At 64.2% G+C, this 23991-nt stretch carries 20 protein-coding genes; 15 read left to right on the forward strand and 5 right to left on the reverse strand.

What is annotated here, in order from left to right:
- Nucleotides 1–12 precede the first annotated feature (12 nt).
- The 4 genes from ACEN9T_RS22595 to ACEN9T_RS22610 all read left to right on the forward strand — a co-directional run bounded on the left by ACEN9T_RS22595 (nucleotide 13) and on the right by ACEN9T_RS22610 (nucleotide 2942).
- The gene (locus tag ACEN9T_RS22595) at nucleotides 13–1110 is read left to right on the forward strand and encodes a DUF2855 family protein (RefSeq protein WP_413707111.1); all 1098 of its coding nucleotides are present in this window, start codon (nucleotides 13–15) and stop codon (nucleotides 1108–1110) included.
- A 120-nt stretch (nucleotides 1111–1230) separates the two neighbouring features.
- Nucleotides 1231–1665: a YeeE/YedE family protein gene (locus ACEN9T_RS22600; RefSeq protein WP_092973356.1), complete on the forward strand. Its 435-nt coding sequence runs from the start codon at nucleotides 1231–1233 to the stop codon at nucleotides 1663–1665.
- Nucleotide 1666: 1 nt separating this feature from the next.
- On the forward strand, nucleotides 1667–2080 hold the full coding sequence (locus tag ACEN9T_RS22605) for a DUF6691 family protein (RefSeq protein ID WP_413707112.1): 414 nt from the start codon (nucleotides 1667–1669) through the stop codon (nucleotides 2078–2080).
- A 52-nt stretch (nucleotides 2081–2132) separates the two neighbouring features.
- On the forward strand, nucleotides 2133–2942 hold the full coding sequence (locus tag ACEN9T_RS22610) for a c-type cytochrome (RefSeq protein WP_092973360.1): 810 nt from the start codon (nucleotides 2133–2135) through the stop codon (nucleotides 2940–2942).
- Between the two features lie 84 nt (nucleotides 2943–3026).
- Here ACEN9T_RS22610 and ACEN9T_RS22615 read toward each other — a convergent pair whose 3' ends face one another.
- A complete protein-coding gene (locus tag ACEN9T_RS22615) occupies nucleotides 3027–3860 on the reverse strand; it encodes a hypothetical protein (RefSeq protein ID WP_092973362.1) in 834 nt (277 codons plus the stop codon).
- A 153-nt stretch (nucleotides 3861–4013) separates the two neighbouring features.
- Nucleotides 4014–4595 carry a tetratricopeptide repeat protein gene (locus ACEN9T_RS22620; RefSeq protein ID WP_092973364.1) on the reverse strand — a complete coding sequence of 194 codons (582 nt, stop codon included), beginning with the start codon at nucleotides 4593–4595 and terminating at the stop codon, nucleotides 4014–4016.
- A gap of 328 nt (nucleotides 4596–4923) precedes the next feature.
- Here ACEN9T_RS22620 and ACEN9T_RS22625 point away from each other — a divergent pair, with 328 nt between their 5' ends.
- Entirely contained in the window at nucleotides 4924–5502 is a 579-nt protein-coding gene (locus ACEN9T_RS22625) for a TetR/AcrR family transcriptional regulator (RefSeq protein ID WP_413707113.1), read from the forward strand.
- A gap of 15 nt (nucleotides 5503–5517) precedes the next feature.
- On the opposite strand, the gene ACEN9T_RS22630 is transcribed toward ACEN9T_RS22625, so the two are convergent.
- Complete coding sequence (locus tag ACEN9T_RS22630) at nucleotides 5518–6288, reverse strand: glycosyltransferase family 2 protein (RefSeq protein WP_092973368.1); 771 nt, start codon at nucleotides 6286–6288, stop codon at nucleotides 5518–5520.
- 54 nt (nucleotides 6289–6342) lie between these two features.
- Nucleotides 6343–6603: a phosphopantetheine-binding protein gene (locus ACEN9T_RS22635; protein ID WP_092973370.1), complete on the reverse strand. Its 261-nt coding sequence runs from the start codon at nucleotides 6601–6603 to the stop codon at nucleotides 6343–6345.
- Between the two features lie 411 nt (nucleotides 6604–7014).
- Here ACEN9T_RS22635 and ACEN9T_RS22640 point away from each other — a divergent pair, with 411 nt between their 5' ends.
- From ACEN9T_RS22640 to ACEN9T_RS22685, 10 genes are all read left to right on the forward strand, one after another.
- Nucleotides 7015–7689, forward strand: coding sequence for a hypothetical protein (locus ACEN9T_RS22640; RefSeq protein ID WP_092973372.1), 675 nt, complete (start codon nucleotides 7015–7017; stop codon nucleotides 7687–7689).
- Nucleotides 7690–7715: 26 nt separating this feature from the next.
- Complete coding sequence (locus ACEN9T_RS22645) at nucleotides 7716–9413, forward strand: AMP-binding protein (RefSeq protein ID WP_413707114.1); 1698 nt, start codon at nucleotides 7716–7718, stop codon at nucleotides 9411–9413.
- On the forward strand, nucleotides 9410–10372 hold the full coding sequence (locus ACEN9T_RS22650) for an acyl-CoA synthetase (RefSeq protein WP_413707115.1): 963 nt from the start codon (nucleotides 9410–9412) through the stop codon (nucleotides 10370–10372). The genes ACEN9T_RS22645 and ACEN9T_RS22650 overlap by 4 nt, the downstream gene beginning before the upstream one ends.
- On the forward strand, nucleotides 10369–10965 hold the full coding sequence (locus ACEN9T_RS22655; RefSeq protein WP_413707116.1) for an outer membrane lipoprotein carrier protein LolA: 597 nt from the start codon (nucleotides 10369–10371) through the stop codon (nucleotides 10963–10965). Before ACEN9T_RS22650 ends, ACEN9T_RS22655 begins: the two co-directional genes overlap by 4 nt.
- A 13-nt stretch (nucleotides 10966–10978) precedes the next feature.
- Complete coding sequence (locus tag ACEN9T_RS22660; protein WP_413707117.1) at nucleotides 10979–13399, forward strand: MMPL family transporter; 2421 nt, start codon at nucleotides 10979–10981, stop codon at nucleotides 13397–13399.
- On the forward strand, nucleotides 13396–14259 hold the full coding sequence (locus tag ACEN9T_RS22665) for a polysaccharide deacetylase family protein (protein WP_413707118.1): 864 nt from the start codon (nucleotides 13396–13398) through the stop codon (nucleotides 14257–14259). Before ACEN9T_RS22660 ends, ACEN9T_RS22665 begins: the two co-directional genes overlap by 4 nt.
- A gap of 72 nt (nucleotides 14260–14331) precedes the next feature.
- On the forward strand, nucleotides 14332–15549 hold the full coding sequence (locus tag ACEN9T_RS22670) for a beta-ketoacyl-[acyl-carrier-protein] synthase family protein (protein ID WP_413707119.1): 1218 nt from the start codon (nucleotides 14332–14334) through the stop codon (nucleotides 15547–15549).
- Nucleotides 15546–16349 carry a beta-ketoacyl synthase chain length factor gene (locus tag ACEN9T_RS22675; protein WP_413707120.1) on the forward strand — a complete coding sequence of 268 codons (804 nt, stop codon included), beginning with the start codon at nucleotides 15546–15548 and terminating at the stop codon, nucleotides 16347–16349. The genes ACEN9T_RS22670 and ACEN9T_RS22675 overlap by 4 nt, the downstream gene beginning before the upstream one ends.
- On the forward strand, nucleotides 16346–16807 hold the full coding sequence (locus tag ACEN9T_RS22680) for a hotdog family protein (RefSeq protein ID WP_092973388.1): 462 nt from the start codon (nucleotides 16346–16348) through the stop codon (nucleotides 16805–16807). The genes ACEN9T_RS22675 and ACEN9T_RS22680 overlap by 4 nt, the downstream gene beginning before the upstream one ends.
- Before the next feature lie 23 nt (nucleotides 16808–16830).
- Nucleotides 16831–17091: a hypothetical protein gene (locus ACEN9T_RS22685; protein WP_024976699.1), complete on the forward strand. Its 261-nt coding sequence runs from the start codon at nucleotides 16831–16833 to the stop codon at nucleotides 17089–17091.
- A 1176-nt stretch (nucleotides 17092–18267) separates the two neighbouring features.
- Here the strand turns inward: ACEN9T_RS22685 and ACEN9T_RS22690 are convergent.
- Entirely contained in the window at nucleotides 18268–23937 is a 5670-nt protein-coding gene (locus ACEN9T_RS22690) for a kelch repeat-containing protein (protein WP_413707121.1), read from the reverse strand.
- Nucleotides 23938–23991: the final 54 nt, after the last annotated feature.

Here is a 23991-nt window from a genome sequence, read left to right on the forward strand (position 1 = left end):
GGAGAAGACACCATGAACGCCCCGTACCAGCGGCTCTTCACGCGCAAGGATGCCCTAAACGAAAGCCGCCTGGAAAGCGCCGACACCGCGCCCGCCGCGGCGCCCGGCGAAGTCGTGCTGCGCCTGGACCGCTTTGCCCTCACTACCAACAACATCACCTACGCAGCCTTTGGCGACGCCATGCAGTACTGGTCGTTTTTTCCCACCGGCCACGATGGCTGGGGCCATATGCCTGTGTGGGGCTTTGCCGATGTGGTCAGCTCCGCCGTGGAAGGCGTCGACGTCGGCGAGCGCTTCTACGGCTACTTCCCGATCGCCACACATCTGCGCATGCAGCCCGAACGCGTCACGCCACGCGGCTTCTACGACGGCGCCGCGCATCGTCAGGCGCTCGTCTCCGCCTACAACCAATACACGCGCGTGTCGCAAGACGCCGCCTACGAGGCAGCGCTGGAGGACTACCAGATCCTCTATCGGCCGTTGTTCATCACGTCGTTCATGCTGGCGGATTTCCTGGTGGACAACGCTTTCTTCGGCGCGCGGCGCCTGGTCTTTTCCAGCGCATCGAGCAAAACGGCGTACGGCACCGCGTTCTGCCTGCAAGACACCCAAGGGCTCACGCTCACCGCGCTCACTTCTGGCGGCAATCGCGCGTTTGTCGATGGCCTTGGCTGCTACCACGATAGCGTCACGTACGATGCACTCGACACGCTCACAACTGACGTTCCCACGCTCTACGTCGATTTCTCCGGCGACACGGCGTTGCGCCGGCGCGTGCATGAACACTTTGGCGACGCGCTCGTCTACGACTGCTTTGCGGGATCGGCGCACAACACGGATTTCATCCAGGCCGCCGACTTGCCTGGCCCCGCGCCGCAGTTCTACTTCGCGCCCGTGCAAATCCGCAAGCGCAACGCCGACTGGGGGCCCGCCGTCGTCACCGAAAAGTTCAACGCCGCGCAGCGGCGCTTCATCCACCACGTACGTGACCCAAAGCACGGTTGGCTCACGCTGATCCAGGAGCACGGCATGCCCGCAGCTCAGGCGCGCATTGCCGCACTGCATGCCGGCCGCACACACCCACGCGAGGGTTATGTCATCCGACTTTGAGGCCGCCCTGCCATCGCGCCAAGGTCGAGCTTGGCATTCCCTTGCCCCGGCACATGACAAACAATCTATAAATTTATATATTATTGGAATCTAGATTGTTCTCTGCCCCACCCCTTTCCTATGTCGATCGATTTCGCACATTTCACCCCGGGCGCGGCCCTCGTCGGTGGCCTCATCATCGGGCTGGCGGCGGCCGTGCTGATACTGGGCATGGGCCGCATTGCCGGCATCAGCGGCATCCTCGGCGGGCTGTTGTTGCGTCCGCAGGGCGATATGGATTGGCGCATCGCGTTCCTGATCGGCCTGATGGGGGCGCCGGTGATTGCCGCACTGCTTGGTCGCCCTGTGGTTCCTGACATCGCCGCCGGCTGGGGCGAGGTGCTGGCGGCAGGCTTCCTGGTCGGCATCGGCACACGCTACGCAGGTGGCTGCACGAGCGGCCACGGCGTCTGCGGCTTGTCGCGCGGCTCGGTTCGCTCGCTGGTGGCCACGGTCACCTTCATGACAGCTGGCATCGTCACCGTGTTCGTCGTACGCCACGTGGTGGGAGGCTGACATGGCCATCGTGATCGCACTCGTTGCGGGCCTGCTGTTTGGCGCGGGGCTCATCGTGTCGGGCATGGCCAATCCGGCCAAGGTGCTCGGCTTTCTCGATCTGTTTGGCCAATGGGACCCTTCACTGGCGTTCGTGATGGCCGGGGCGATTGCCGTCGGCGTGGTCGCCTTCTTCGTGGCGCGGCGGCGCGGCCACTCGTGGCTTGGCACGCTGATCCAATTGCCGTCGGCCACGGGCGTGACGACGCGGCTCGTGCTGGGCAGTGCCGTGTTCGGCATCGGCTGGGGACTGGCCGGTTTCTGCCCAGGGCCGGCACTGGTGGCGCTGGGCGCAGGCGTGCCAAAGGCCGCCGGCTTTGTCGCCGCCATGCTGGCGGGCATGGCCACCTTCAATTGGCTGCAACGCAAGCGCTAGCGGGGCGCGGAACCGGCGCATATAAACCGATAACGAACCTACAGGGGACAACATGACGCTCCACAAGCTCGGTGCCGCATTGGCGCTGGTCATTGGCACATCCGCATTCGCACAAACCGCCCCGGCAACGCTGCCAGTGCCGGACGAGGCCACCATCCCCGCTGGGCCCATGGGTGACGCCATCAAGCGCGGCAAGCTGATCCTCACCGACACCAAGCGCCAGCTGCCGCACAACGTCGGCAACGGCCTGAATTGCACGAGCTGCCACCTGAACGGCGGCACGACGCCCTACGCATCGCCATGGGTCGGGCTGACCGCCGCGTTCCCGGAATACAGATCGCGCAGCGGTGCGGTCATTTCGCTGCAGCAGCGCGTGAATGATTGCTTCCAGCGGTCGATGAACGGCAAGCCCATCGCCTTCGATGGCGAAGACATGAATGCCATCCTCGCCTACATGAAATGGCTCTCCAGCGGCGTACCCGTTGGCACCAACGTGACGGGACGCGGTTTCGAGAAGATCGACACGTCCCTCGCGCCCAACCGCGAGAACGGCAAAGCCGTCTACGCCCAGCGCTGCGCAGCCTGCCATGGCGCCGAAGGCCAGGGGCTGCCCAACCCGCAAGGGGGTTACCTGATGCCCCCGTTGTGGGGCAAGGATTCGTTCAACGTGGGAGCGGGCATGGCGCGCATGTACACCGCCGCTGCCTTCGTGAAGCACAACATGCCGCTGGGCCAGGGCGGCACGCTCACCGCACAGGAGGCAGTGGACGTGGCCGCCTTCTTTACCCAACAGCCGCGCCCGGACTATGCCGCGCGCGCCAAGGACTGGCCCAAGGGCGACAAGCCGAAAGACGCGCGCTGAGCGCCTCCCGCCTCAAAAGCAAAAAGCCTGCGACGCAACCGCCGCAGGCTTTTTTGGTTTCGCACTTCGGAGCGCTGAACGCGATCAGTTGACCTTGAGCTGACCGCCACGGCCCAGGCCGCCCTTGACGTCTTGCGCCTTGTAGCTGCGCAGCGCGACGACCATCTTGTTCCAAGCGTCGATAAAGGCGACCACCGTGGCCTTGCCTTCCGGCGTGCTGGAGAAGCCGGCCAGACCGCCGCCCACGCCACCGCCAAAGCCGGCCAGCACCGCACCGTAGTTCGTGGCGGTCGAGCTGCCTTCGGCGGCTGCGATCTGCACGGCCGAGCGCACGTCGAATAGGGTCAGCGTCACGACCGAAGCCTTTGACTTCACGCTGCCAGCCAACGCGGCGATGGCGCTGTTGCCCAGCAGGCCGCCCACGGCACCCGCCACGCCGCCGATCGGCGAGTCGTTGATGATGATCTGCGGCTCCATGTAGTAGTCAGCCGCCACACGCTGGCCCTTCTGCTGCTTCGAGCCAGCACGGTATTCACCGGAGTTGCGCTGCAGATCGGTGATGCGCGACAGGCGTGCGTCGGTCTTCTGGTTGCCGATCGACGTGATCACGAAGCAGTTCGATTGCTGCACGGCCATGCGCAGCAGCGGGTCGATGGTCGTCACCTTGGTGGCGCTGCCAAACTGGCCGTACCAGTCGGCGTTGCGGCCATCATCCATGGCGATGGTGCCCAGCGGCGAGGCGCAACGCTCGAGCGTCGGGTCTGCACCCACGCTGGAGCCGCCGGCCGCAGCACCGCTCACGCCGGCGTTCTGGCCGCCCGGCGTCACCATGCCGCCGCCTGCGCACGCAGCCAGGGAAGCGGTGATCAATGCCACGCCTGCGGCCTTGGCAGTGCGGCTAAGAAGATTGGTGTTCATATTGTTGTGTGGCTCACATTGAGTCGATGTTCGGCTTATGCGTCCTGCGACTCAATAAGCCCCCCTTGATCAGGCGTGCGAGGTGTGCAACAGGCTTTCCCCCTCCCCGAACTGCCTTGAAACGCTTTGAAACGGATGACTGCGGTGCCTCTCTCAGTACCAGTACCAGCTCGTCTGGCGCCAGACGCCGAGGTACGGATAACCGGAATACCAATAGCCGTAGTAGGTGCTGCGCCATTGCGCGCGCCACTTGTAGTCGTCTTCGTCGGATTTCTTGGCGGCGCGTGCTTGCTCAAGCAGCTTCTTGGATTCCTTGTCGCCACGGCTCACGGCAATCGAGAGCCATTTTTCGGCTTCGCGCGGGTCGGAGCCCATCTCTTCCAGCCCGAACAGGTAGAACGCGCCGAGCGCCTTCTGCGCCTGCAGGTTGCCGTGCTCGGCCGCCTCGCGCATCCAGTTCAGTGCCTGGTAGCTGTCCTGGCGGACGCCGTCACCGCGGAAATAGCGCAGACCCAGGTCGTAAGCGGCCTTGGGCTCTCGCTTGGCAACTTCCTTGAGCGCAGTAATGCGCGGATCTTCGTCAGGGATATTCGCCTGGTCAAACGCCACCTGGGCTTTCGGCCGATCGGCACAGCCACGGTCGTCGCACACCCGTACCACATCGCTGGGCGGCTGCGGCTGGGCACACGCTGCCAGCAGTGACACGACTCCCAACATCAGCAAACGATTCCGCATTCGCCTGACCCTTTCTTTTATTGTTGCTGTTGATCGAGAGAAACTCCGCTGACAACCGGGTCAGTGCCGGTGGTTTTTGCGATCCCGTCCGCAAAACCGGCGCCCCCAATATTGGCTGCACAACGCTTTCTCTTCCGCGTGCCCATAGGATTTGCGGGCACATGATATAGATCGGTCTACTTTAGCGGGAAGCGCGTGCCGTTGTGTTATCAAAGCGTAAAGCTGACGCGGCAACAACACTCTGCAACCGACCGTGTTTGGGCCCAATCCCCAGGCCGCAATAAGGGGCCGATGCTAAGATGCGGCTCAGCAATCAGGAGAGGTGGCAATGCGCGCAAGCAAGCGCCAACAGGTGGTGGACAAGGCCAGCGAACTGTTTTCCAAGCACGGCTTTCACCCCGTGGGCGTCGATTGGATCATCGACGAATCCGGCGTCGCCCGTATGACGCTGTACCGGCACTTTGCCGGCAAGGAAGATCTGATCAAGGAAGTGCTGGAGCAGCGCTATACCTTCGTCATGGGCAGCATTGCCGAAAAGCTCAGCCCCATGCACGACGCCACCGCCCGCCTCAAGGGCATCTTCGAGTGGTACGGCGCATGGTTCCGCACTCCCGAATTTGCGGGCTGCCTGTTCGAGCGCGCGCTGGCTGAGTTTGGCGCCACCTGCCCCAAGGTGACCGACGTGGCGGTGCGCTACCGCGACGATCTGCTCGCCATGATGGAAACGCTGCTCAAGGATGTGGTGCCTGCCAATACGGCGCGGCAGCTTGCCGGGGTGTACGTGATGCTGCTGTCGGGCGCCACGGCCGACGCCCGCGCAATTGGCGATCCGTCCGCCGCGTCACAGGCCTGGCACGCCGCAGAAACCCTTCTGAATCAGGCCAGGGCCGCCACCGAAGCTGCCTGAACCAGCCGCCGCAGCCTACCAGCCGCGCTGCACCCGCCGCGCAATCATCGAAGGCAAGCGCAGCATGCCCTCGGCCGCCAGGCGCAGATGCATCCCAACCAGCAGGATGTTGTCTCGCAGATACCGGAAATGCGACACGCCGCCCTCGTGCGCGCGGAAGTAGCGCACCGGCGCCGCCAGCCGGATCGGACGCACACCGGCCCAGCACAGGCGCACCGCCGCTTCCGGGTCGAAGTCGAAACCGCGCATCCAAGTCTGCCGGCGCATGATCTCGGCCAGCGGCGCAATCGGGTAGACGCGAAAACCGAACAACGTATCGCCAATTCCGGCCCACAGGGTTTCGATGTCCGCACAGCCGTTGGACAGGCGCCGGCCCTGCACGCGCACCTGCGGCGCCGTTGCATCAAACACCGGCTGGCCGAGGATCATCGCGTCGGGCGCAGCCTGTGAGGCCGCCATGAATTCGGGGATGAGCTCTGCGGGATGCTGGCCGTCGGCGTCCATGGTCAGCACGTAGGTAAAACCTGCTGCGGCAGCGGCTTCCAGGCCGGTCAGCACGGCCACACCCTTGCCGCGATTGCGCGGCAGCACAATCACGCGCAGCCCTGGGTCTTGCGCTGCCATGGCCTGCAAGCGTTCGGTGCTGCCGTCGGTGCTGCCGTCCGCCACGACCCAGACCGGGTTCCACTGCGCGCGCGCGCTGCGTACGGTGTCGTCAACCTTGGAGCCAGGGTTGTAGCTTGGAATCAGAACGAGGTGCGAGGTGGAAGCGCCGGTCATCGGCATGGCGTCGGTCCGGCCAAACGTTGAAAGCGGAATGCGTTGGGCGCTGGCGCGAGCCTATCGCGTGCGGTGTTCTGCCACGTAGGCTGCGAGCGAGCCAAGCGAGGCGAAGATCTTCTGGTTGTCGGGATCGCCCGAGCGCAGCTCGAAGCCGTATTTCTTGGAGATCAGCAGCGCAACTTCGAGGATATCGATGGAATCGAGCCCGAACCCTTCGCCATACAGCGGTGTGTCGGCGGTCAGGGTATCGAGTTGAATGTCTTCGAGATTCAGTTCGCCGATCATGAGCGCGGCGAGCTCTTTTTCCAGGTCGTTCATCGGTCTTGCAGCCACAGGCGGCGTACAGCGGGGATTGCGGCCAGAGCCAACGACGTTCTCCTTGCCCGAAGCTCCTGCCTTGTCCAGCCCAGCCTGTGAAGGGGGTCGTTTAAGCTACGCGGATTCTAGACGAAGGGTTACACCCCGTATAGCGCGAAACCGTGACAAAGACCGCATGTCGCGGCGCATGCACGAAGTGACGCAAACGATTCAACGGCTTGTGTGGCGCCGCAAAGCGGCAAGGGGCGCCACAACAGGGCTGCCCGGGCGCCGTACATCCGGTTACAAACACGCCGCCGCCGGATCAGGCGAGACAGGCGCGGGGCCCTAGAATGTGCCCCCGCCCTATGATGAAACTGCCCGGCCCCTCCTACGAACCATGCAGCGCCGCTCCCCCCAACTTGCTCTGCCATGCAGCGACTGACCAGCTTTGCGCGGGGCGCAGCGGGGGTGGGTGCGGTCGTAGCGTATCAGGTGGGTGCGCATTACGCAGCGGCCACGCCAGGCGCGCATGGCGTGGGCTTGGCGATGGCTCTGGTGCCGCCGTTGACAGTTGCGCTGGTCGCGGCCACACGTTCCAAGCATCGTGCATGGCTGTTGCCACTGTGGCTGCTCGTCTGTGGAGTGCTGTGGATGGCGCGCGCACCGCTCGCCGCGCATTTTGACTGGGGCCTGTACCTCGAACATGCAAGCTTCAACCTGATGATGGCCTACGTATTCGGCCGCACGTTGGTGGCGGGCCGCGAGCCACTGTGCACGCGCTTTGCCCACATGGTGCACGGCACGCTCACGCCGCGCATTACGCGTTATTCGCGGCAGGTCACGCTGGCATGGACGCTGTTTTTTCTGGCAACCGCCGTCGTATCCACCCTGTTGTTTGCCACGGCATCGACCGTAACGTGGTCGACGTTTGCGAACTACCTGTCGCTGCCGCTGGTGGGCGTGATGTTTGTGGCGGAATACCTCTGCCGACGCGTCGTGCTGCGCGGCGAGCCACATTCCAGCCTGTTCGATGCGGTGCGCGCGTATCGACAATCGGGGCCGTCGCAGCAATCCACGCGCCCCGCCACAGAACGCTCCCGCTGAGCCCACACGCCTCCACGATTTGCGTCATGCCGACTTACCCGCTGGTCTCCCATCCAACACTCGACCACACGCTCGCCTGGCGTGACGGCGCACCCGTCTCCGCACGTGCGTTCCTGGCCGATGTGATGGCGCTGGCCGCGATGCTGCCGCCGGGCGGTCACGTGTTCAACGCCTGTTCAGACCGTTACCGCTTTGCCGTCGCGCTGTGCGCGACGCTGGTGGCCGGCAAAGTCAGCCTGCTGCCGCCCATGCAGACGCCGCAAATGGTGCGCCAGCTTTCGGCGTTCGCGCCCGATGTGTTTTGCCTGCACGATGCGCCCGCCTGCCCGGTCGACCTGCCGGGCTTCCGTTACCCCGATGCGTTGACGGCCGACACAACGCTCATCGACGTGCCGCAGATCGACGCGTCGCAAGTCATGGCGGTGTTGTTCACGTCCGGATCAACCGGCACGCCGGTGCCGCATCGCAAGACATGGGGCGCGCTGGTGCGTTGCATGCTCGCGGCAGTCGCACACCTTGGCCTGGACGATGGGCGCGCCTTCACGCTGGTCGGCACCGTGCCGCCGCAGCACATGTATGGCTTTGAGGTGACGGTACTGCTCGCGCTGCAGGGCGGTCTGGCCGTCAGCAACCAGCGGCCGTTCTATCCGGCGGACATTCGCGAGGCGCTGCAGGCCGTGCCGCAACCGCGCGTGCTGGTGACCTCGCCGGTGCATCTGCGGGCGCTGCTGGCATCAGAACCCGCGTTGCCAAGCGCATCGCTCGTGCTGTCGGCCACTGCGCCGCTGTCGGAGGCGCTGGCGCGGGAGGCCGAGACGCGCCTGTCTGCACCGCTCCTGGAAATCTACGGCAGCACCGAAACCGGCCAGGTCGCGACGCGCCGTACCGCGCAGGAAACCGCGTGGCATCTATACCCCGGCGTCCGCATGGAATCGCGCGCCGGCACGCCGGAAGACGACGGCCCAACGGTGTGGGTCCAGGGTGGGCACGTCGAAACCGCGGTGCCGATGAGCGATGTGATTGAACTGATCGACGACACGCACTTTCTGCTGCACGGCCGTAAGACCGATCTGATCAACATTGCCGGCAAGCGCTCGTCGCTGGCGTATCTGAACCATCAGCTCAACGCGATCGCAGGTGTGGAGGACGGCGTGTTCTACATGCCGGACGATGCGCCTGCCGCCCCGCATACGCAGGGCAGCGCCGCAGTCACGCGCCTAGTGGCACTCGTTGTGGCGCCGAGCCTTAGCGCGGCGGACGTACTGCGTGCCCTGCATGACCGCATCGATGCAGCATTCCTGCCACGCCCGCTGCTGCTGGTAGACGCGCTGCCGCGCAACGAAACCGGCAAACTGGCGCGCGATGTGCTAGCCGCGCTGGTCGCACAACATTCGCACCGCAACGCACAAATGCCCGCCATGCGCTTCACCATTCCTGCTGATCACCCGGCGCTGCCGGGGCACTTTCCCGGCCACCCAATCGTGCCGGGGGTGGTGCTGCTTGACCACGCGCTCCACACGATCGGTGCGGCGCTGGGCCGCTCGCTTGATGCTTGCAAGATCAGTTCGGCCAAGTTTCTCAGCCCTGCGGCACCCGGGGAGTTGCTCGACCTCGCGTTCGAGACGACGGCGAGCAACGCCGTCCGCTTCACGATCCGCGCGGGCGAGCGCGAAGTGGCCAGCGGCGTACTGTCCGCATCAGCGCCGGAGGGCGTTGCTGCATGAAGCGCACCGACTGGGCCGAGCGTCCGGAGCGCAGCAACCTCGCGCTGCTGCGCGTGATGACGTGGCTTTCGCTGCGGCTTGGGCGGCCATTCGGCAGGGCTCTGCTGTGGCTGATTGCGGTGTATTTCGTGGCGGCCTCGCCGGCGGCGCGGCGTGCCTCGCGTGACTATCTGCGCCGCGCGCTCGGCCGGCCGGCAACGCTGCGCGACGTATTCCATCACATGTTCACCTTTGGCACGACCATCCACGACCGCATTTACCTGATCAGCGGGCGCTTCGACCTGTTCGACGTCGAGTTGCAGGGCCAGCAGCACATACACGACGTGCTGGCGCGGGGGCGCGGTGCATTCCTGCTCGGCGCGCACCTGGGCAGCTTCGAGGTGGTGCGTGCGCTTGGCCGTACGGTGCCAAACCTGCGCGTGGCCGTCGCCATGTATGAAGAGAACGCGCGCAACATCAACGCCGCGGTTGCCGCCATCAACCCGACGGCGGCGCCGGAGGTCATTCCGCTGGGGCGTGTAGACGCCATGCTGCAAGTGCGCGAGGCGCTGGACGACAACCGGCTGGTCGGCATGCTGGCCGATCGCACGCTGTTGCGCGACGCGGGGCCATCCATCCAGCGCAGGGATTTTCTCGGCAGCCCGGCAGCGTTTCCGCTCGGGCCGCTGCACATGGCCGCCATGCTGAAGCGCCCCGTGCTATTCATGACGGGGCTGCACCTGGGCGGCAATCGCTACGCCGTGCATTTCGATCCGTTGGCGGATTTCACTGATGTGCACCGCGAAGATCGCGCCGCCGCCGTGCAAGCCGCGCTCGGCCGCTATGTGGAACGCGTTGAACATTACTGCCGCGCCGCGCCATACAACTGGTTCAATTACTTCGACTTCTGGCAGGATGCCGACGCGGCCGGCGCGCAGAATCCCACCCCGGCCGAGCGCCAGACCACCCAAACGCCATGACTGCAACGCGCCCCTTCCTACACGCCCTTCTGGCCCTGCTCGCAGCCAGCATGTTGGCAACAGCCGCCCACGCCGCGGATACCGCCTGGACGCTCGACCGCCTCATGTCCACGCTCGCACGCAACAAGTCGGGGCGTGCCACATTCACGGAAACAAAGACGCTGTCGATTGCGGCACAGCCCATTGAATCGTCCGGCGAGCTGGTGTTCGTGGCGCCCGATCATCTGGAAAAGCACACGCTGGCTCCCAAGCCAGAACACCTCGTGATTGACGGCGACAAGCTGACCGTCGAGCGCAACCAGCGCAAGTTCACGATGCCGCTGTCGCAATACCCGGAACTGGGCGCCTTCATCGAAAGCATCCGCGCCACGCTGGCCGGTAACCGCTACGCGCTCGAAGCGATCTACAAGGTCGCCATCGCTGGCCACGGCGATGACTGGACGCTCACGCTTTCGCCCATCGACACGCGCATGCAGCAGGTGGTCCGCACCATCACGCTGGAGGGCACGCGCGATGTGCTGCGCAGCGTCGCCATCCGCCAGGCCGATGGCGATCATTCGCTGATGCGCCTTCAACGCGTGCCGGGCAACTAAGGACGCCGCGCACATGAAACGCTTGCACGCCCTGCGACGGCCCGCTCTGCTGGTTTGGTTGACCGGCCTGCTGCTGTGCGCGATCGTGATCGGGCGTACAAGCTTTACAGCGGACCTGTCGGCGTTTCTTCCGCGCTCGCCGAGTGCCGAGCAACGCGTGCTGGTCGACCAGTTGCGCGAGGGGCTGGTGTCACGACTCATCCTCGTCGGCATCGAGGGCAGTGACGCGGCCACCCGTGCAACGCTGTCGAAGCAGCTCGCCGCCACGCTGCGTGCCGACGCACGGTTCAGTGCCGTCAATAACGGGCAGCCCGTGAGCGAAGCGCGCGACCGGCAGTTCGTCTTCGACCACCGCTACGTGCTCAGTCCCGCTGTCACGCCGCAGCGCTTTTCCGCCGAAGGTCTGCACGCGGCGCTGGGCGAGAGCCTGGACCTGCTCAGTTCGTCAGCCGGGCTATTTGCCAAGAACATGCTGCCGCGCGATCCGACCGGCGAGGTGGCGGCGCTCGTCAGCCAGTTGGACAACACCGCGCTACCCTCGTCCATGCATGGCGTGTGGGCGTCGCGCGATGGCCAGCGTGCCGTGCTGGTCGTGCAGACAACGGCCGCCGGGTCCGACACCGACGCTCAGGCGCAGGCCATCGATACCGTGCACCGCGCGTTCGATGCGGTTGCACGCACGGTGCCGAACGCCGCATCCGCGCGCATCCTCCTGACCGGCCCAGGCGTGTTTTCCGTTGAATCGCGCGACACCATCAAGCGCGACGTCGAACGGCTTTCCACCGTCAGCCTCGTGCTCGTGGTGGCGCTGCTGCTGACGGTGTACCGCTCGCCGCGCACGGTGTTGCTGGGATTGCTGCCGGTGCTGTCCGGCGTGGCGGCCGGCGTGGCAGCGGTCAGCCTCACGTTTGGGGCCGTGCACGGGCTCACTCTCGGATTCGGCACCACGCTCATCGGCGAGGCGGTCGACTATTCGATCTACCTTTTCGTGCAATCCGCCCGCCTGCGCGTTGCCACTTCCAATGACAGCCTGCGTGCATGGATTGCCACGTACTGGCCGACCATCCGCCTGGGTGTGCTGACCTCGGTATGCGGCTTTGCGTCGATGCTGTTCTCAGGCTTTCCGGGGCTCGTGCAGTTAGGGCTGTATTCGATTGTCGGGTTGGTGACGGCGGCACTTGTCACGCGCTACGTGTTGCCGCATCTGCGTGGTGCAGAAGTGGCGACGCGGGATGTGTCGCGTGTGGGGGCGTGGCTCGCACGGGCCACGCATGCTGCGCCACGTCTGCGCTGGGTGTTGGCGATGGTGCTCGTGGGCGCATGTGCGGCGCTCGCGCTGCATCGCGATGGCCTGTGGAGCCGCGAACTCGCTGCGCTGAGCCCCGTGCCCGCGAAAAGCCAGGCGCTCGACGCCAGTCTGCGCGCCGACGTGGGGGCGCCCGACGTGCGCTATCTGGTGGTGATTCCGGCCGCGACCGAGCAGGCCGCGCTTGAAGGCGCCGAAAAGGTCGCCGCGCAACTGCAACCGTTGGTGGACAGCGGCGTGCTGGCCGGCGTCGAGAACCCTGCGCGCTATCTGCCGAGCGCTGCTACGCAGCGCGCGCGCCTCGCAAGCCTGCCCCCTGCGGATGCACTGGCCGCCCGCATGCGCAGCGCCGTTGAAGATCAGCCGATCCGCGTGAAGCCTGATCTCTTCGCCCCGTTTATCGCCGATGTGGACGCGGCACGCACCCAGCCCCTATTGCGGCGCGCAGACCTGAAGGGCACATCGATGGCATTGGCGGTGGACGCACTGCTGACAGAACGCGCCGGCCAATGGAGCGCCATGCTGCCATTGCGCGCACCATCAGCCGCGCCGGCCGCCACGAAGAACGCACCCAACTCATCCAGCCTGGATGCCGCGCCGATTCGTGCCGCCGTCGAGCATGCAGCCGTGCCGGGCGCGCTCTTCGTCGACATGAAGGCCGAGGCTGATCGGCTGTACGTGAACTACGTGCGGGAAGACCTTCGCCTGTCGCTGGCCGGTTTCGCGGCGATCGCCTTGCTGCTGCTCGTGGCGTTACGCTCACCGCAGCGGACGCTCCGCGCGTTGGCGCCCCTGGTGGCGGCGGTGCTGGTGGTGACGGCCGGCTTTGCGCTGGCACGCGTGCCGCTGACCATCCTGCATCTGGTGGGCATGCTGCTGATCGTGGCGGTGGGATCGAACTACGCGCTGTTTTTCAACCAACGCACGCAGGCCATTGCGCCGCAGACGCTGGTGTCATTGCTGGTGGCTAACCTGGCGACCGTGGCCGGCTTCGGCCTGCTGGCATTCTCGCGGGTGCCGATGTTGGAAACGTTCGGGTTGACCGTCGGGCCCGGCGCCATGCTCGCGCTGGTGTTTGCTGCCATCCTCGCGCCACGCACCAATCACGAACAGCACGCTGCAGCATGAACACGCCGATCACCCCACCACTTGGCACCGCCCGCCGCTGGACGCCGACGCCGCTGATCAGCGGCACGCTCGCGCTGCACGCGGGCGCGGCGGTTGCCGTTGCGGCCGCCCCCTCAACATGGCCATGGGCGGGCTGCAGCGTCATCGCCTCGCATCTGGTGCTGATGGCCGGTGGACTGTGGCCGCGCAGCGCATGGCTCGGCCCGAACTGGACGCATCTGCCCGCCACGGCCGGCCAGCAGATCGCGTTGACTATCGATGACGGTCCTGACCCCGATGTCACGCCACGCGTGCTGGACGTGCTCGACCAGCACGGCGCCAAAGCCACCTTCTTCTGCATCGGTGAATTGGCGCAGCGGCACCCGCGCTGCGTCGAGGCCATCGTCGCCCGTGGGCATGCGGTGGAAAACCACAGTCAGCGCCATCGGCATACGTTCTCGCTGCAGGGGCCGGGCGCGTTGCGGCGCGAGATTGCTGCCGCGCAGGACACGCTCGCGCAGATCACCAGCACGCGCCCGCTGTTTTTTCGGGCGCCGGCCGGACTGCGCAATCCGTTTCTCGAACCGGTGCTGTGTCAGCTTGGCTTGCAGCTGGCGAGCTGGACGCGCCGCGGCTTCGACACCCGCTCGCATAACGCCGACGCCATCGCCGAGCGCCTGCTGCACGGTCTGGCGCCGCAAGACATCCTGCTGCTCCACGATGGGCATGCGGCGCGCGATGCACACGGCACGCCCGTCATATTGACTGTATTGCCGAAGGTGCTCGAAGCCGCCGCCCGCGCGCGATTGCAGTGCACGACCTTGCGAGCTGCCCTCGCGCAGGAGCCCGCGCAGGCCACCCGCTCGCAAATGGCCATTTGATAAAATTTGTCAACGATTGGCGCCCCGTCTGCTCCGTCAGCTCACCCCACAATTGCCGCGACAATCTCTCCAGTGAAGCCCGTCCTGCTCACACATTTCACCGCCACAAGCTGCCTCGGACGTGGCCTTGACGCCACGCTCGACGCGTTGCGCGGGCAACGTGGCGGGCTCGCGCCGTGTCACTTCCCGCGCGCCGAACTCGACACGTGGATCGGCGAAGTGCCTGGCGCGGATGCCACGCCCGTGCGTGCAGACCTGCGCGAGTTCGACTGCCGCAACAACCGGCTTGCGCAGATCGGCCTCACACAAGACGGTTTTGCCGAAGCTGTTGAAGCCGCCAAGGCACGCCATGGCGCCGCACGCGTCGGCGTGTTCCTTGGCACCAGCACGTCGGGCATTCTCGAAACCGAACGCGCCTACCAGCAGCGCGATCCGCAAACGGGCGCCCTGCCGGCGAGCTTTCACTACGCGCAGACGCACAACATTTATTCGTCCGCCGCGTTTGTGCGGGCGTACTTTGGATTGAGCGGACCGGCCATGGTGATCTCGTCGGCGTGTTCGTCGGGGGCCAAGGTGTTTGCCTCGGCGCGGCGCATGCTGGCCGCGGGGCTCATCGATGCGGCGGTGGTGGGCGGCGTCGATTCGCTGTGCCTGACTGCGCTGTACGGGTTCAACTCGCTGGAACTGCTGTCGCGGCAACCGTGCCGGCCGTACGATGCGGCGCGCGATGGCATCTCCATCGGCGAGGCCGCAGCCTTTGCGCTGCTGGAGCGCCCCCCCGAGGCGAAAGGCGCGTTGGACGACGATGCCATCCTGCTGCTCGGCATTGGCGAATCGAGCGACGCGCATCACATGTCATCGCCGCATCCAGAAGGGCTGGGCGCACGTGCTGCCATGATGCAAGCGCTGGCCACAAGCGGCTTGGCCGCAACAGACATCGACTACATCAACCTGCACGGCACTGGCACGCCCAGCAATGACGCAGCGGAGGCGCGCGCCATCCAGGCGATGTTCGACGGCACGGCGTGCAGCTCGACCAAGGGTGCGACCGGCCACACACTGGGCGCGGCGGGTGCATTGGAAGCGGTAATCGCAGCGCTGGCGCTGCGCCATCAATTGATGCCGGCCGGCATCAACACCACGCAGCCGGACCCGACCTTGGCCATCAACTACCTGACGTCGAGCCGCCACGCTCCTGTTCGCACAGCGCTCAGCAACGCCTTTGGATTTGGTGGCACGAATTGCAGCCTGGTCTTCGGCCGCGCAGACCACGTGGGCCTGTCATCATGACCCGACTAAGCGCCTTCATCGAGAGCATCGGCGTGCTGGGCCCCGGTCTGCGGGATTGGCCGCACACCGCTGACGTGCTCACCGGTCGAACACCATACGCGCACGCACCGACCGAGTTGCCGCCGCCGGCCGGGCTGCCGGCGGTCGAGCGCCGCCGCACGGGGCCCGTAGTCAAGCTGGCGCTGGCAGTCGGCCACGAAGCCGTCGCAGCCAGCGGACGCGATGCCGCCACGCTGGCCACGGTCTTCAGTTCGTCCGGCGGCGATGGCCAGAACTGCCACGCCATCTGCGAAACCCTGGCGGGCGACGATCGCAAGCTTTCGCCCACGCGCTTCCACAACTCCGTGCACAACGCGCCGGCCGGCTACTGGAGCATCGCCACACACGCGATGGCGCCGTCCAATGTGCTGTGCGCGTACGACGGCAGTTTTGCCGCTGGGCTGCTGGACAGCCTCTGTCAGGTCGCGATTGACGCCACGCCCACCCTGCTGATCGCATATGACGGCGAGTACCCGGAACCGTTGAACGCGGTGCGGCCCGTGCCCGATACGTTTGCGGTGGCGATGGTCCTTGCGCCCGAAGCTGGCCCGCGCACGCTCGCGCGCATTGACGTCGCGCTGACCGACGCGGCGTCGACTGCATTGGCACAACCCGGGCTCGGAGCGCTGTGGCACGGCAACGCCGCGGCGCGCGCGCTACCGCTGCTGGAAGCGTTGGCCGCAGGGCGAGCAGCCAACGTCGTGCTCGACTGTCTGCCCGAGACCCGCGTGCAGGTCGACATCATCTTCGGCACGCCATGACGTCAAGCGCGCAGCCATCTCCGCCGCTCGACCGCAACTGGATCGCAGCGCGCATTCCGCACAGCGGCACGATGTGCCTGCTGGACGCGGTCGTCGCATGGGACGACGCACACATCCATTGCAGCGCCACGAGCCATCGTGACACTGCCAACCCGTTGCGCTCGCACGGTCAATTGGCCGCGGTCTGTGGCATCGAATACGCCGCTCAGGCGATGGCCGTGCATGGCGCTCTGTGCGATGCTGCGCAAGCCCGCCCACGCGCCGGCTTTCTCGCCAGCGTGCGCAGCGTTGAAGCCCACGTCCCCCGGCTCGACACCATCGACTCGCCGCTCGACATCGAAGCCGAACGCATCGGTGGCGACGGCAACAACGTGCTGTACCGATTCACCGTGCGCAGCGGCGCACGCATCCTGTTGACCGGCCGCGCCGCTGTGGTGCTCGACGCGTCCGTTGCATGAACCTGTTTGTGAGGATTCCCGCCGTGAAAGGTCGTCTACTTTTGATCCCTGCGCTGCTGCTGGCGCTGCTCAGCCCCCTGGCCCATGCCGATTTGTCTGAGACCAAGGAGAACATCAAGCAGGACACGAAGGAAGCCGCCCGCAAGACCGGCCATGCGGCAAAGGAAGCTGGGCATGCGACGGCCAACGCTGCACGAGCCGTGGGGCATGGTGTGAAGAACGCGGCGCACGCGACCAAATGCGGGGTGAAGCACGTCTTCAAGAAGCCGTGTGAGAGTGACTAGAACGGCGGCAGGTCTGCCCGCTGAAGGCAACAAAAACCCGGCGTCCTGGGCGGACTGCCGGGTTTTTGTTGTCGGGCGAGATGGACTTAAAAGGGTTGTGGGCACTACGAGACGTAAACAAAGTCGCGTCGTGAGACGGGACGCTCTCCTGCGCTAATCGCCGCGCCGAAATTGTAAACAACGGGCGGCTTGAGCTTGCTCTTGTTTACACTTTTGCGCCTGTCCAACGGCCCGAGGTAGGCCGAGGCGAACGGTGACAGCGCGTGGGCGACCCACAGTAAGTCAAATAGGTAGTTCAACAGCCGATCTAGTCGATTGAACTGCGAACCTAGTTCCGATCAACGGAACTAAGCCTCAGGACCGATCGAGGCTACTTGTGATATCGCGGGGGACCGCACCAAGCTTACCCACTGCCAACCCGCTGCAAGACACATTCCGAACGCAATAGGCGCCGGCGGCGCCGTGTTGCAAGGAAGTAGATTTGGGCGCGAGACCCTGCCAATCCAATGGCTAAAAGCATGATATCTCAAAAATCGGCTATGCCCAAGCCGGTGGCCCAGACGACACCAAAGCAGCGCAGGTAGCATACAAGAAGCCACAGGACCCTCTGTCGCCTCCGGAACCTTGTACCTGCAACCTTTCCTGGATGAGCAGACAAGCGCGTGGCCGCGAACATTCCGCTGTTCCCGCACAACTGAGCCCCCTCCGTGTACCTATTTTCGCTCCGCGTCCCCACATCCCCGCGGTGTGGCATTTTCGGGCCACACTGAACAGGATAAACCGATGCGCCCATCGGATCCCCTTATCGGTTTAAGCACCACTACCACCCGACGTTGGAAATTCACGCCTACCAGTTCCCCGCCCCTTGTGGCGATGATTTCCTCCCCCTCCTTTCTGATCAGCCCCAACTTTTTATCAAGCTCTTGGCACTTAGATAAATGACCAGCTGAATCGAACTCACAGCCTGATAGAAGCGAATTCGAATCGCCCATCTTGTGTATTAAAACCATTGCCGCGGCACGATCGTCCGGAATAGGTTTCTCGAAATTCCCAAAAACAACCACCCAGACGAGCGCCCCTATGATGACAAGTGCAAAAACCATACCGCGAGACATTAACCTCCCTTGCATCCTTTCACGCATACGAATCTCGTCACAAAACCCACTTCACATCAAATTAGTTTCGGAAACCACCAAGCTGCTGCCTGAATCTCTCTCGGGTTCGCTGGTACATCATATCCGCATTGTGGTCAATCTGATCTTCAATGCTCCAACGATCATCCCGGGTAAGATTTCTAAGCATCTCGCCGATATTTAACCCAGCTCGATCCTGCCATCCCTCATTTAAATGCTGCATCTCGTGAGCCATAGTTTGCAGGAAATTGTCTAGCTCACAATCCTTGACTGGCACCCCGTCACCGCCATATAGGTCTGCGTTGTATTGGATATTTCCTGACAAGTCTGTCTTCCCCGCAAGAGTATTTCCCACTACACCGGAAAGACCAGCGACCCCTGTTACCGAATTTGGCAACACAGGCAAGACCTCAGGAAACGTATCATGGAGTATTTGGACTGCGAGGTTGATTTGTTCACTCGTGGCTAGACCCAGACGATCAGTCAGAGAAACTGGGTTCCCACGCACATATGCGTAGTTGTTCGTCTGTCCGCTGGCCCATCCAATCGGATCCTGCGAGATGAACCGCGCAAACTGCGGACTGTAGTACCGCGCCCGGTAGTAGTACAGCCCGGTCCCGTCGTTCTCCCGCCCCGTGTATTGCTGGCTATTGTCGTTCGTCCCCATCTGCATGGTTCCGCCGTAGATGTCATAGCTGTAGCTCGTCACGGTCGCCTGCGTGGCATCCGTTGCCAGCAAGATGCTGCCCAGCCCATCCGGTAACAGACTGTGCGTGCCCGCGCTACTCTCGCGCAGGTAGGTCTCGTCCATTCTGCGGCTAGTAACCACATTGGCCGTGACAGCACCGCCACTCTGCTCCTGCACGAAGTTCGCCCCGTCGTACAAGTATCCGGTGGAATTGCTGCCAATGGTTTTGCCGGTGCGCCGTCCCAGTGCGTCGTACTGGAAGCTGGCCGTGACGGCCCCGCCAATGCTGCGCAACTGATTGCGCTCGTCCCACACGTAGGTGTTGGTGCCATCGCTCGTGAGGTTGCCGTTGGCGTCATACGTCAGGCTCCGACCGTTCCAGTTCGTCAGCTGATTGTTGGCATTGAACTGGGTGCTGCCGACTGCGGTGCCGGGATTGACCTGCGCGAGGCTGCCGCCCATGTTGGTGCGCTGGCCGTTGGCGTCGTAGGTATAGCTCAGATCTCCGATGAGGGTGCCGTCGGCCTTGTTATAGGTGATACCGGTCAGTTGGCTTGCCTTGTCGTAAGTGTAGGTGGCCACGATGCCATTGGCATAGGTGGTGCTCGCCCGCCGGTTGGCCGCGTCGTAGCTGAAGCTAATCGTCTGCGCAGTGTTGCCGTTCGTGCTGCCGGCAGCTTGCTGGATTTGGGTTAGGCGGTTGACTGCGTCCCAGGTGTAGCTCACTGTCGGCTGGCCGGCCACGGTCATGCTCTGGCGCCGCCCGCCTGCGTCGTAGGTGTAGCTTACGCTGCCCTGCGGAGTGGTCTCCTTAGTGAGGTGATCCAGCACGTCGTATGTGCGCGTGATGGTGCCCCCAACCGAGTCAACGAGCTGCGTCACCCTGTTGCCAGCATCCCAGGTCACCGCGATGGTGCTGGCGGGTGTGCCGCCGGTGGCGGTTGCGCCAAACGTAATGAGCGTCAGTCTGCCCAACGCGTCATAGGTGCGGTTAGTGGCTTGGCCCTTGTTGTCGACCACTTGGCTGATGCGGCCGCCCGGCTCATAGGCCAGGGTGCTTACATGCCCCAACGCATCGGTCGTCCGAGTGAGGCGATTGCGTCCGTCGTACACAAAGCTGGTTGTGTTGTTGTTCTGGTCCACCTGGGTCAGCACGTTGCCGTTGGCGTCATAGCTGGCTTGGGCGACCCCGCCTTTCGGATCGGTCACGCTAGTAATGCGGTTCAGAGCGTCATACGTCAGGTAGCTGCGGCGGCCTAATGGATCAGTCCGGCCGATGGGGCGTCCGGCGGCATCAGTGCTTTGGCTCGCCGCATTGCCCAAGGGATCGACTACGGTTTGCAGGTCTGCGCCGCTGTAGCTAAATGTGGTGGTAGCACTCAGCGCGTTGGCAACGCTTGTGGGGCGACCTTGACTGTCATAGGTCAAGGCCACGCTGTGATTCAGAGCGTCGGTGCTTCTGACGAGGTTGCCCAGGTTGTCGTAGTTCAGCGTCAGGGTGTTGTTATTCGGGTCTGTGATGGCGGTTGGACGGCTGTAGTTCTGGTCCCAGACGATCTTGGTAGTTGCCGCGCTGCTGGTGCCCGAGGCAGCGGTGACCTGTGTGGTGTTGCCCAGCCGATCGTACTGGTACGCCGTGGTACGGCCGAGGGCATCGGTGATGCTGTCGAGCAGATTGGTGCTGACGTTCCAGTTGTATGTGCGAGTCTGAGCCACCGTCGTGCCTTGGCCCACCGTCATGCTAGTGATGGCCTTGCTGGTGTTGAACGCGTAGCGCGTGACCGTCCCACGCTCGTCGGTAGCATCGGTCTGGGTCACCGCGTCATAGCTGCCGGCAGGAATACCCTGGCTAGCAGAGAGCAGCGTGTAGGCAAACGAATAGGTCTTGCCATCGGCATAGGTCTGGGTCGCCACCCGGCCATTCGCATCGTAACTGTTCGTCACAACGATGTTGCCGTTCTTGTCCTGCACCGTCAGCATATTGGTGCTGGTCGCAACGCCGCCGATGGAGTGCGCGGCCGGCACCGTCTGGCTTGCCCAGGTGTAGGCCCGGGTCTTGCCCAGCGGGTCGGTGACTTGGGTCAGCCTGCCCTGAGTGTCATAGACATAGCTGTAGGTGCGCTGCAGGTCGTCCTTGACCTGCGTAACGCGGTTGGAGGCGTCGTAGCTCAGGTAGACGTTCCGTCCGTTGGGCGAGATGACCTGCGTGAGGTTGGCGCTGCCGGCGCTGCGCACCAGTTGCATGGTGTTACCAAACCTGTCTTTGATGCCAACCACGGCGGCCGTGCGCGCCGTGCCACCGCCATCCCCCACGCCAGGGAAGTAGTAGCTCGTGCCGTTCTTAAGCACCAGGCTCCAGTTGGCGCCTGGGTAACTAACGTTGTCCCACTTGATGATGGCGCCGTAGTAGATACTGCCCGGTGCGGCGATGCTCTGGAACACGGCGTCGGTATACCCAGTGCCACCGGAGACGCGGCTGAAGTAAACGCGGCTGCCGTCGGGCAGGATCAGATAGGAATATGGCTTGATCTGATCCTTGGCGGAGTCGTAGCCCCCCACCAGGAAGAGGTCATACGAAAGGTTGGTGCCGATACCGAAAGCGCGGGATGTCTCATCAGCCTGCCGGTAGCTACGGCCGATGGTGATGGGCATAACATCCGGAATCACCAAGTCGGTTTCTCTATTGAGGAACAGGCCCGTAGAAGTATCCACCGGGTCGGCCGTTTCGGTGTCGCACTGGCAGTTCGGCGGCGGCCCTTCCGACGGCGCCTGGGATTCGGGCGTGAAGGTGGTAATCATCGCGCCGGTGAATTCGTAGATGCGCACGTCCGCATCAGGCATCACCTGCTTGCCATCGGCCGTGACAGTGCCATGGCCGTACTCGAACCAGCCGCGGTTGGTGGCATCGTAGTCCCAGAAGGTCATGCGCGTGCCGGGCGCGGCGTTCGGGTAGTTGGGGTAGATAAGCTGGGCGCCCTTGGCATTGGCGTTGATGCCTTCCAGGCGCGAGCCTCCCGGCTGAACGGTGAAGTAGACCGGCACTTCAATGTGCGGCAGCGGGAACGGCGGCTGGTTGACCGGCACCGCCGTCATGCTGATCTCGGTCACGATCTTGCCCTGGGAGTCTCGGATGACCATGCCCGCAGGGATGCGCAGTTCCATGCCCGGAATCTGCGGGTTGGTCACGACAGTCTCGGTCGCGGTGGGGGAGGCTAGCGTAACGGTTCGCGGGTTCAAGCGCGACATCCAGATGACGAAGGGCAGCAGCGTGGTCCGCCCTTCTTCGATCTTCACACCGTACTCATAGCGCCCATAGTGGCGGTTGCCGTGGCTGGCAGTCTCACCGTCGATGACCAGGATCTGGCGGCCGGCAGGCACGCCTGCGAGCAGGAACTCGCCGTTCTCATCGGTCACCACCTTCTGCGAGCCGATGGACAGCGTCGCACCTACCAAAGGCTTGCCATTGAGGCGTAGCACTTGGCCCGCGACGCCCGTCACGCCATCGGCTGGCGGTGTGACATCGGGGATCTTGTGCTGCGCAACGTCGGCGGGCGTCAGCTTCATCAGCTGTGGGTAGCCGTACAGCCTGTGGCGCAAATGCTCGTTCTTGGGCAGGTACTGCCGGGAAACCTCTCGGTTGCCACGGCGCCACTTGCCTCCAAAGTTGCCAGGGCCAGGGATCCAGATATCGCTGTCTTCGTCCGCATCCGCAGCGGCCCGGTTTGCCGCGTCATACGCGGCACTCGCCACGGCAGGGGTTTTAGGGGTGGCGACTGTGCCGTTGACGGTAGTGCTGCCCGCCGTTGCAGCGACAGCAGCCCCACCCTGCGACGACGCTGCCGCGAACATTGCCTGCGCGACGGCCGGCGTTGTTGTGGACCGCGCTGCGGACGTCCCCAGCGTGACGGTCTTGAAACCCACTGCGGTCAGCGGCAAGGCATTGCCGAACTGATCGGTCGCGCCTTGCACGAACAGCGTATAAGCGGTCCCTGGAAGCAGCTCTTGCTTGGGCGTGACAAATAGCAGCATCCCGCCTTCCACAGGAACCGGCTGGATGTCCACCGCGCCACTGGGGCCGATCAGGGTGACAGTACTGGCATTCAGACTCGTCACGGCCATGCGCTGGCTGAAGCGGAGCATGAAGCGCTGCGCAACCGGAACGTCCTTGGCTTGGTTCGCAGGAGCGCTAGTCACCAAGGTCGGCACCGTTCCCGGATTAAGCGACTGCGCCAGCGACTGAGCGCCATCGACTGCAACAGCACTGAATTGCTGCGCAGTTGCATCAAACACGCTGCCGCTGGCCAGCGTCTGGCCAGCACCGTCCTGACCACCCCACAGCAAAACCTTGGCGCTAGGCAACAGCGCCGCAATGTGCTGCATGCGCGCTGCATCCAAGGCGGTGTTGACACGTTCGACCTGATTCGTGGCAGGGTCGTAGAGCTCAACCGTGCGCAGTGCTTTGCCAGCGGCGTCGGCACCCCCAACTATCAGGAGGCGGCCATCGGTCAGCACCGTAGCGCTATGCCCACTGCGTGCCAGCAGGCCTGGGTTGGCGAGACTGCTGAAGCTGTTCGTTGAGGGAGCGAATATCTCCAGGTCGGTAAGCGTGTTGCCCTTGGCGTCAACTCCGCCGAACACGAGCACGGTGCCGTCGGGCAACAGGGTCGCGCTGTGGTTCATGCGCGCCGTGCGCAAAGTGGCGGGCAGCGGAACAGCCTTGCCAGCCGCATTGATTACCCACGCCCCGTTGCCGACCGAGTTTGCGGCAGTACCCCCCAGCACTAACCATTGACCGTTAGCGAGCTGGGTCGCGCTCTGGCCTTTGAGGACCGCCGGCCGAGAGGCCAGCAAACTCACGAGTGAGTCACTCGCGGACGTGGAGGCAACTGGCGCAGCCTGTCCCTGCCCGATCGACTGCGGCGTGTGAAGCATCCCCACCGCCAACAGGATCGCGGGCACTATGTAGCGCAGCGGAAGGCGCCAGCGCGGCACCACATCACGTCCAAGAGCGTTCGGTTTCGACATCGCTTCTCTTTCTTTCATTCGGAGGGTTCTCGTCATCTTCGTCGGCGTCTTGTT

Source organism: Ralstonia sp. Ralssp110, from assembly GCF_047325135.1.
Lineage (GTDB): Bacteria > Pseudomonadota > Gammaproteobacteria > Burkholderiales > Burkholderiaceae > Ralstonia > Ralstonia mojiangensis.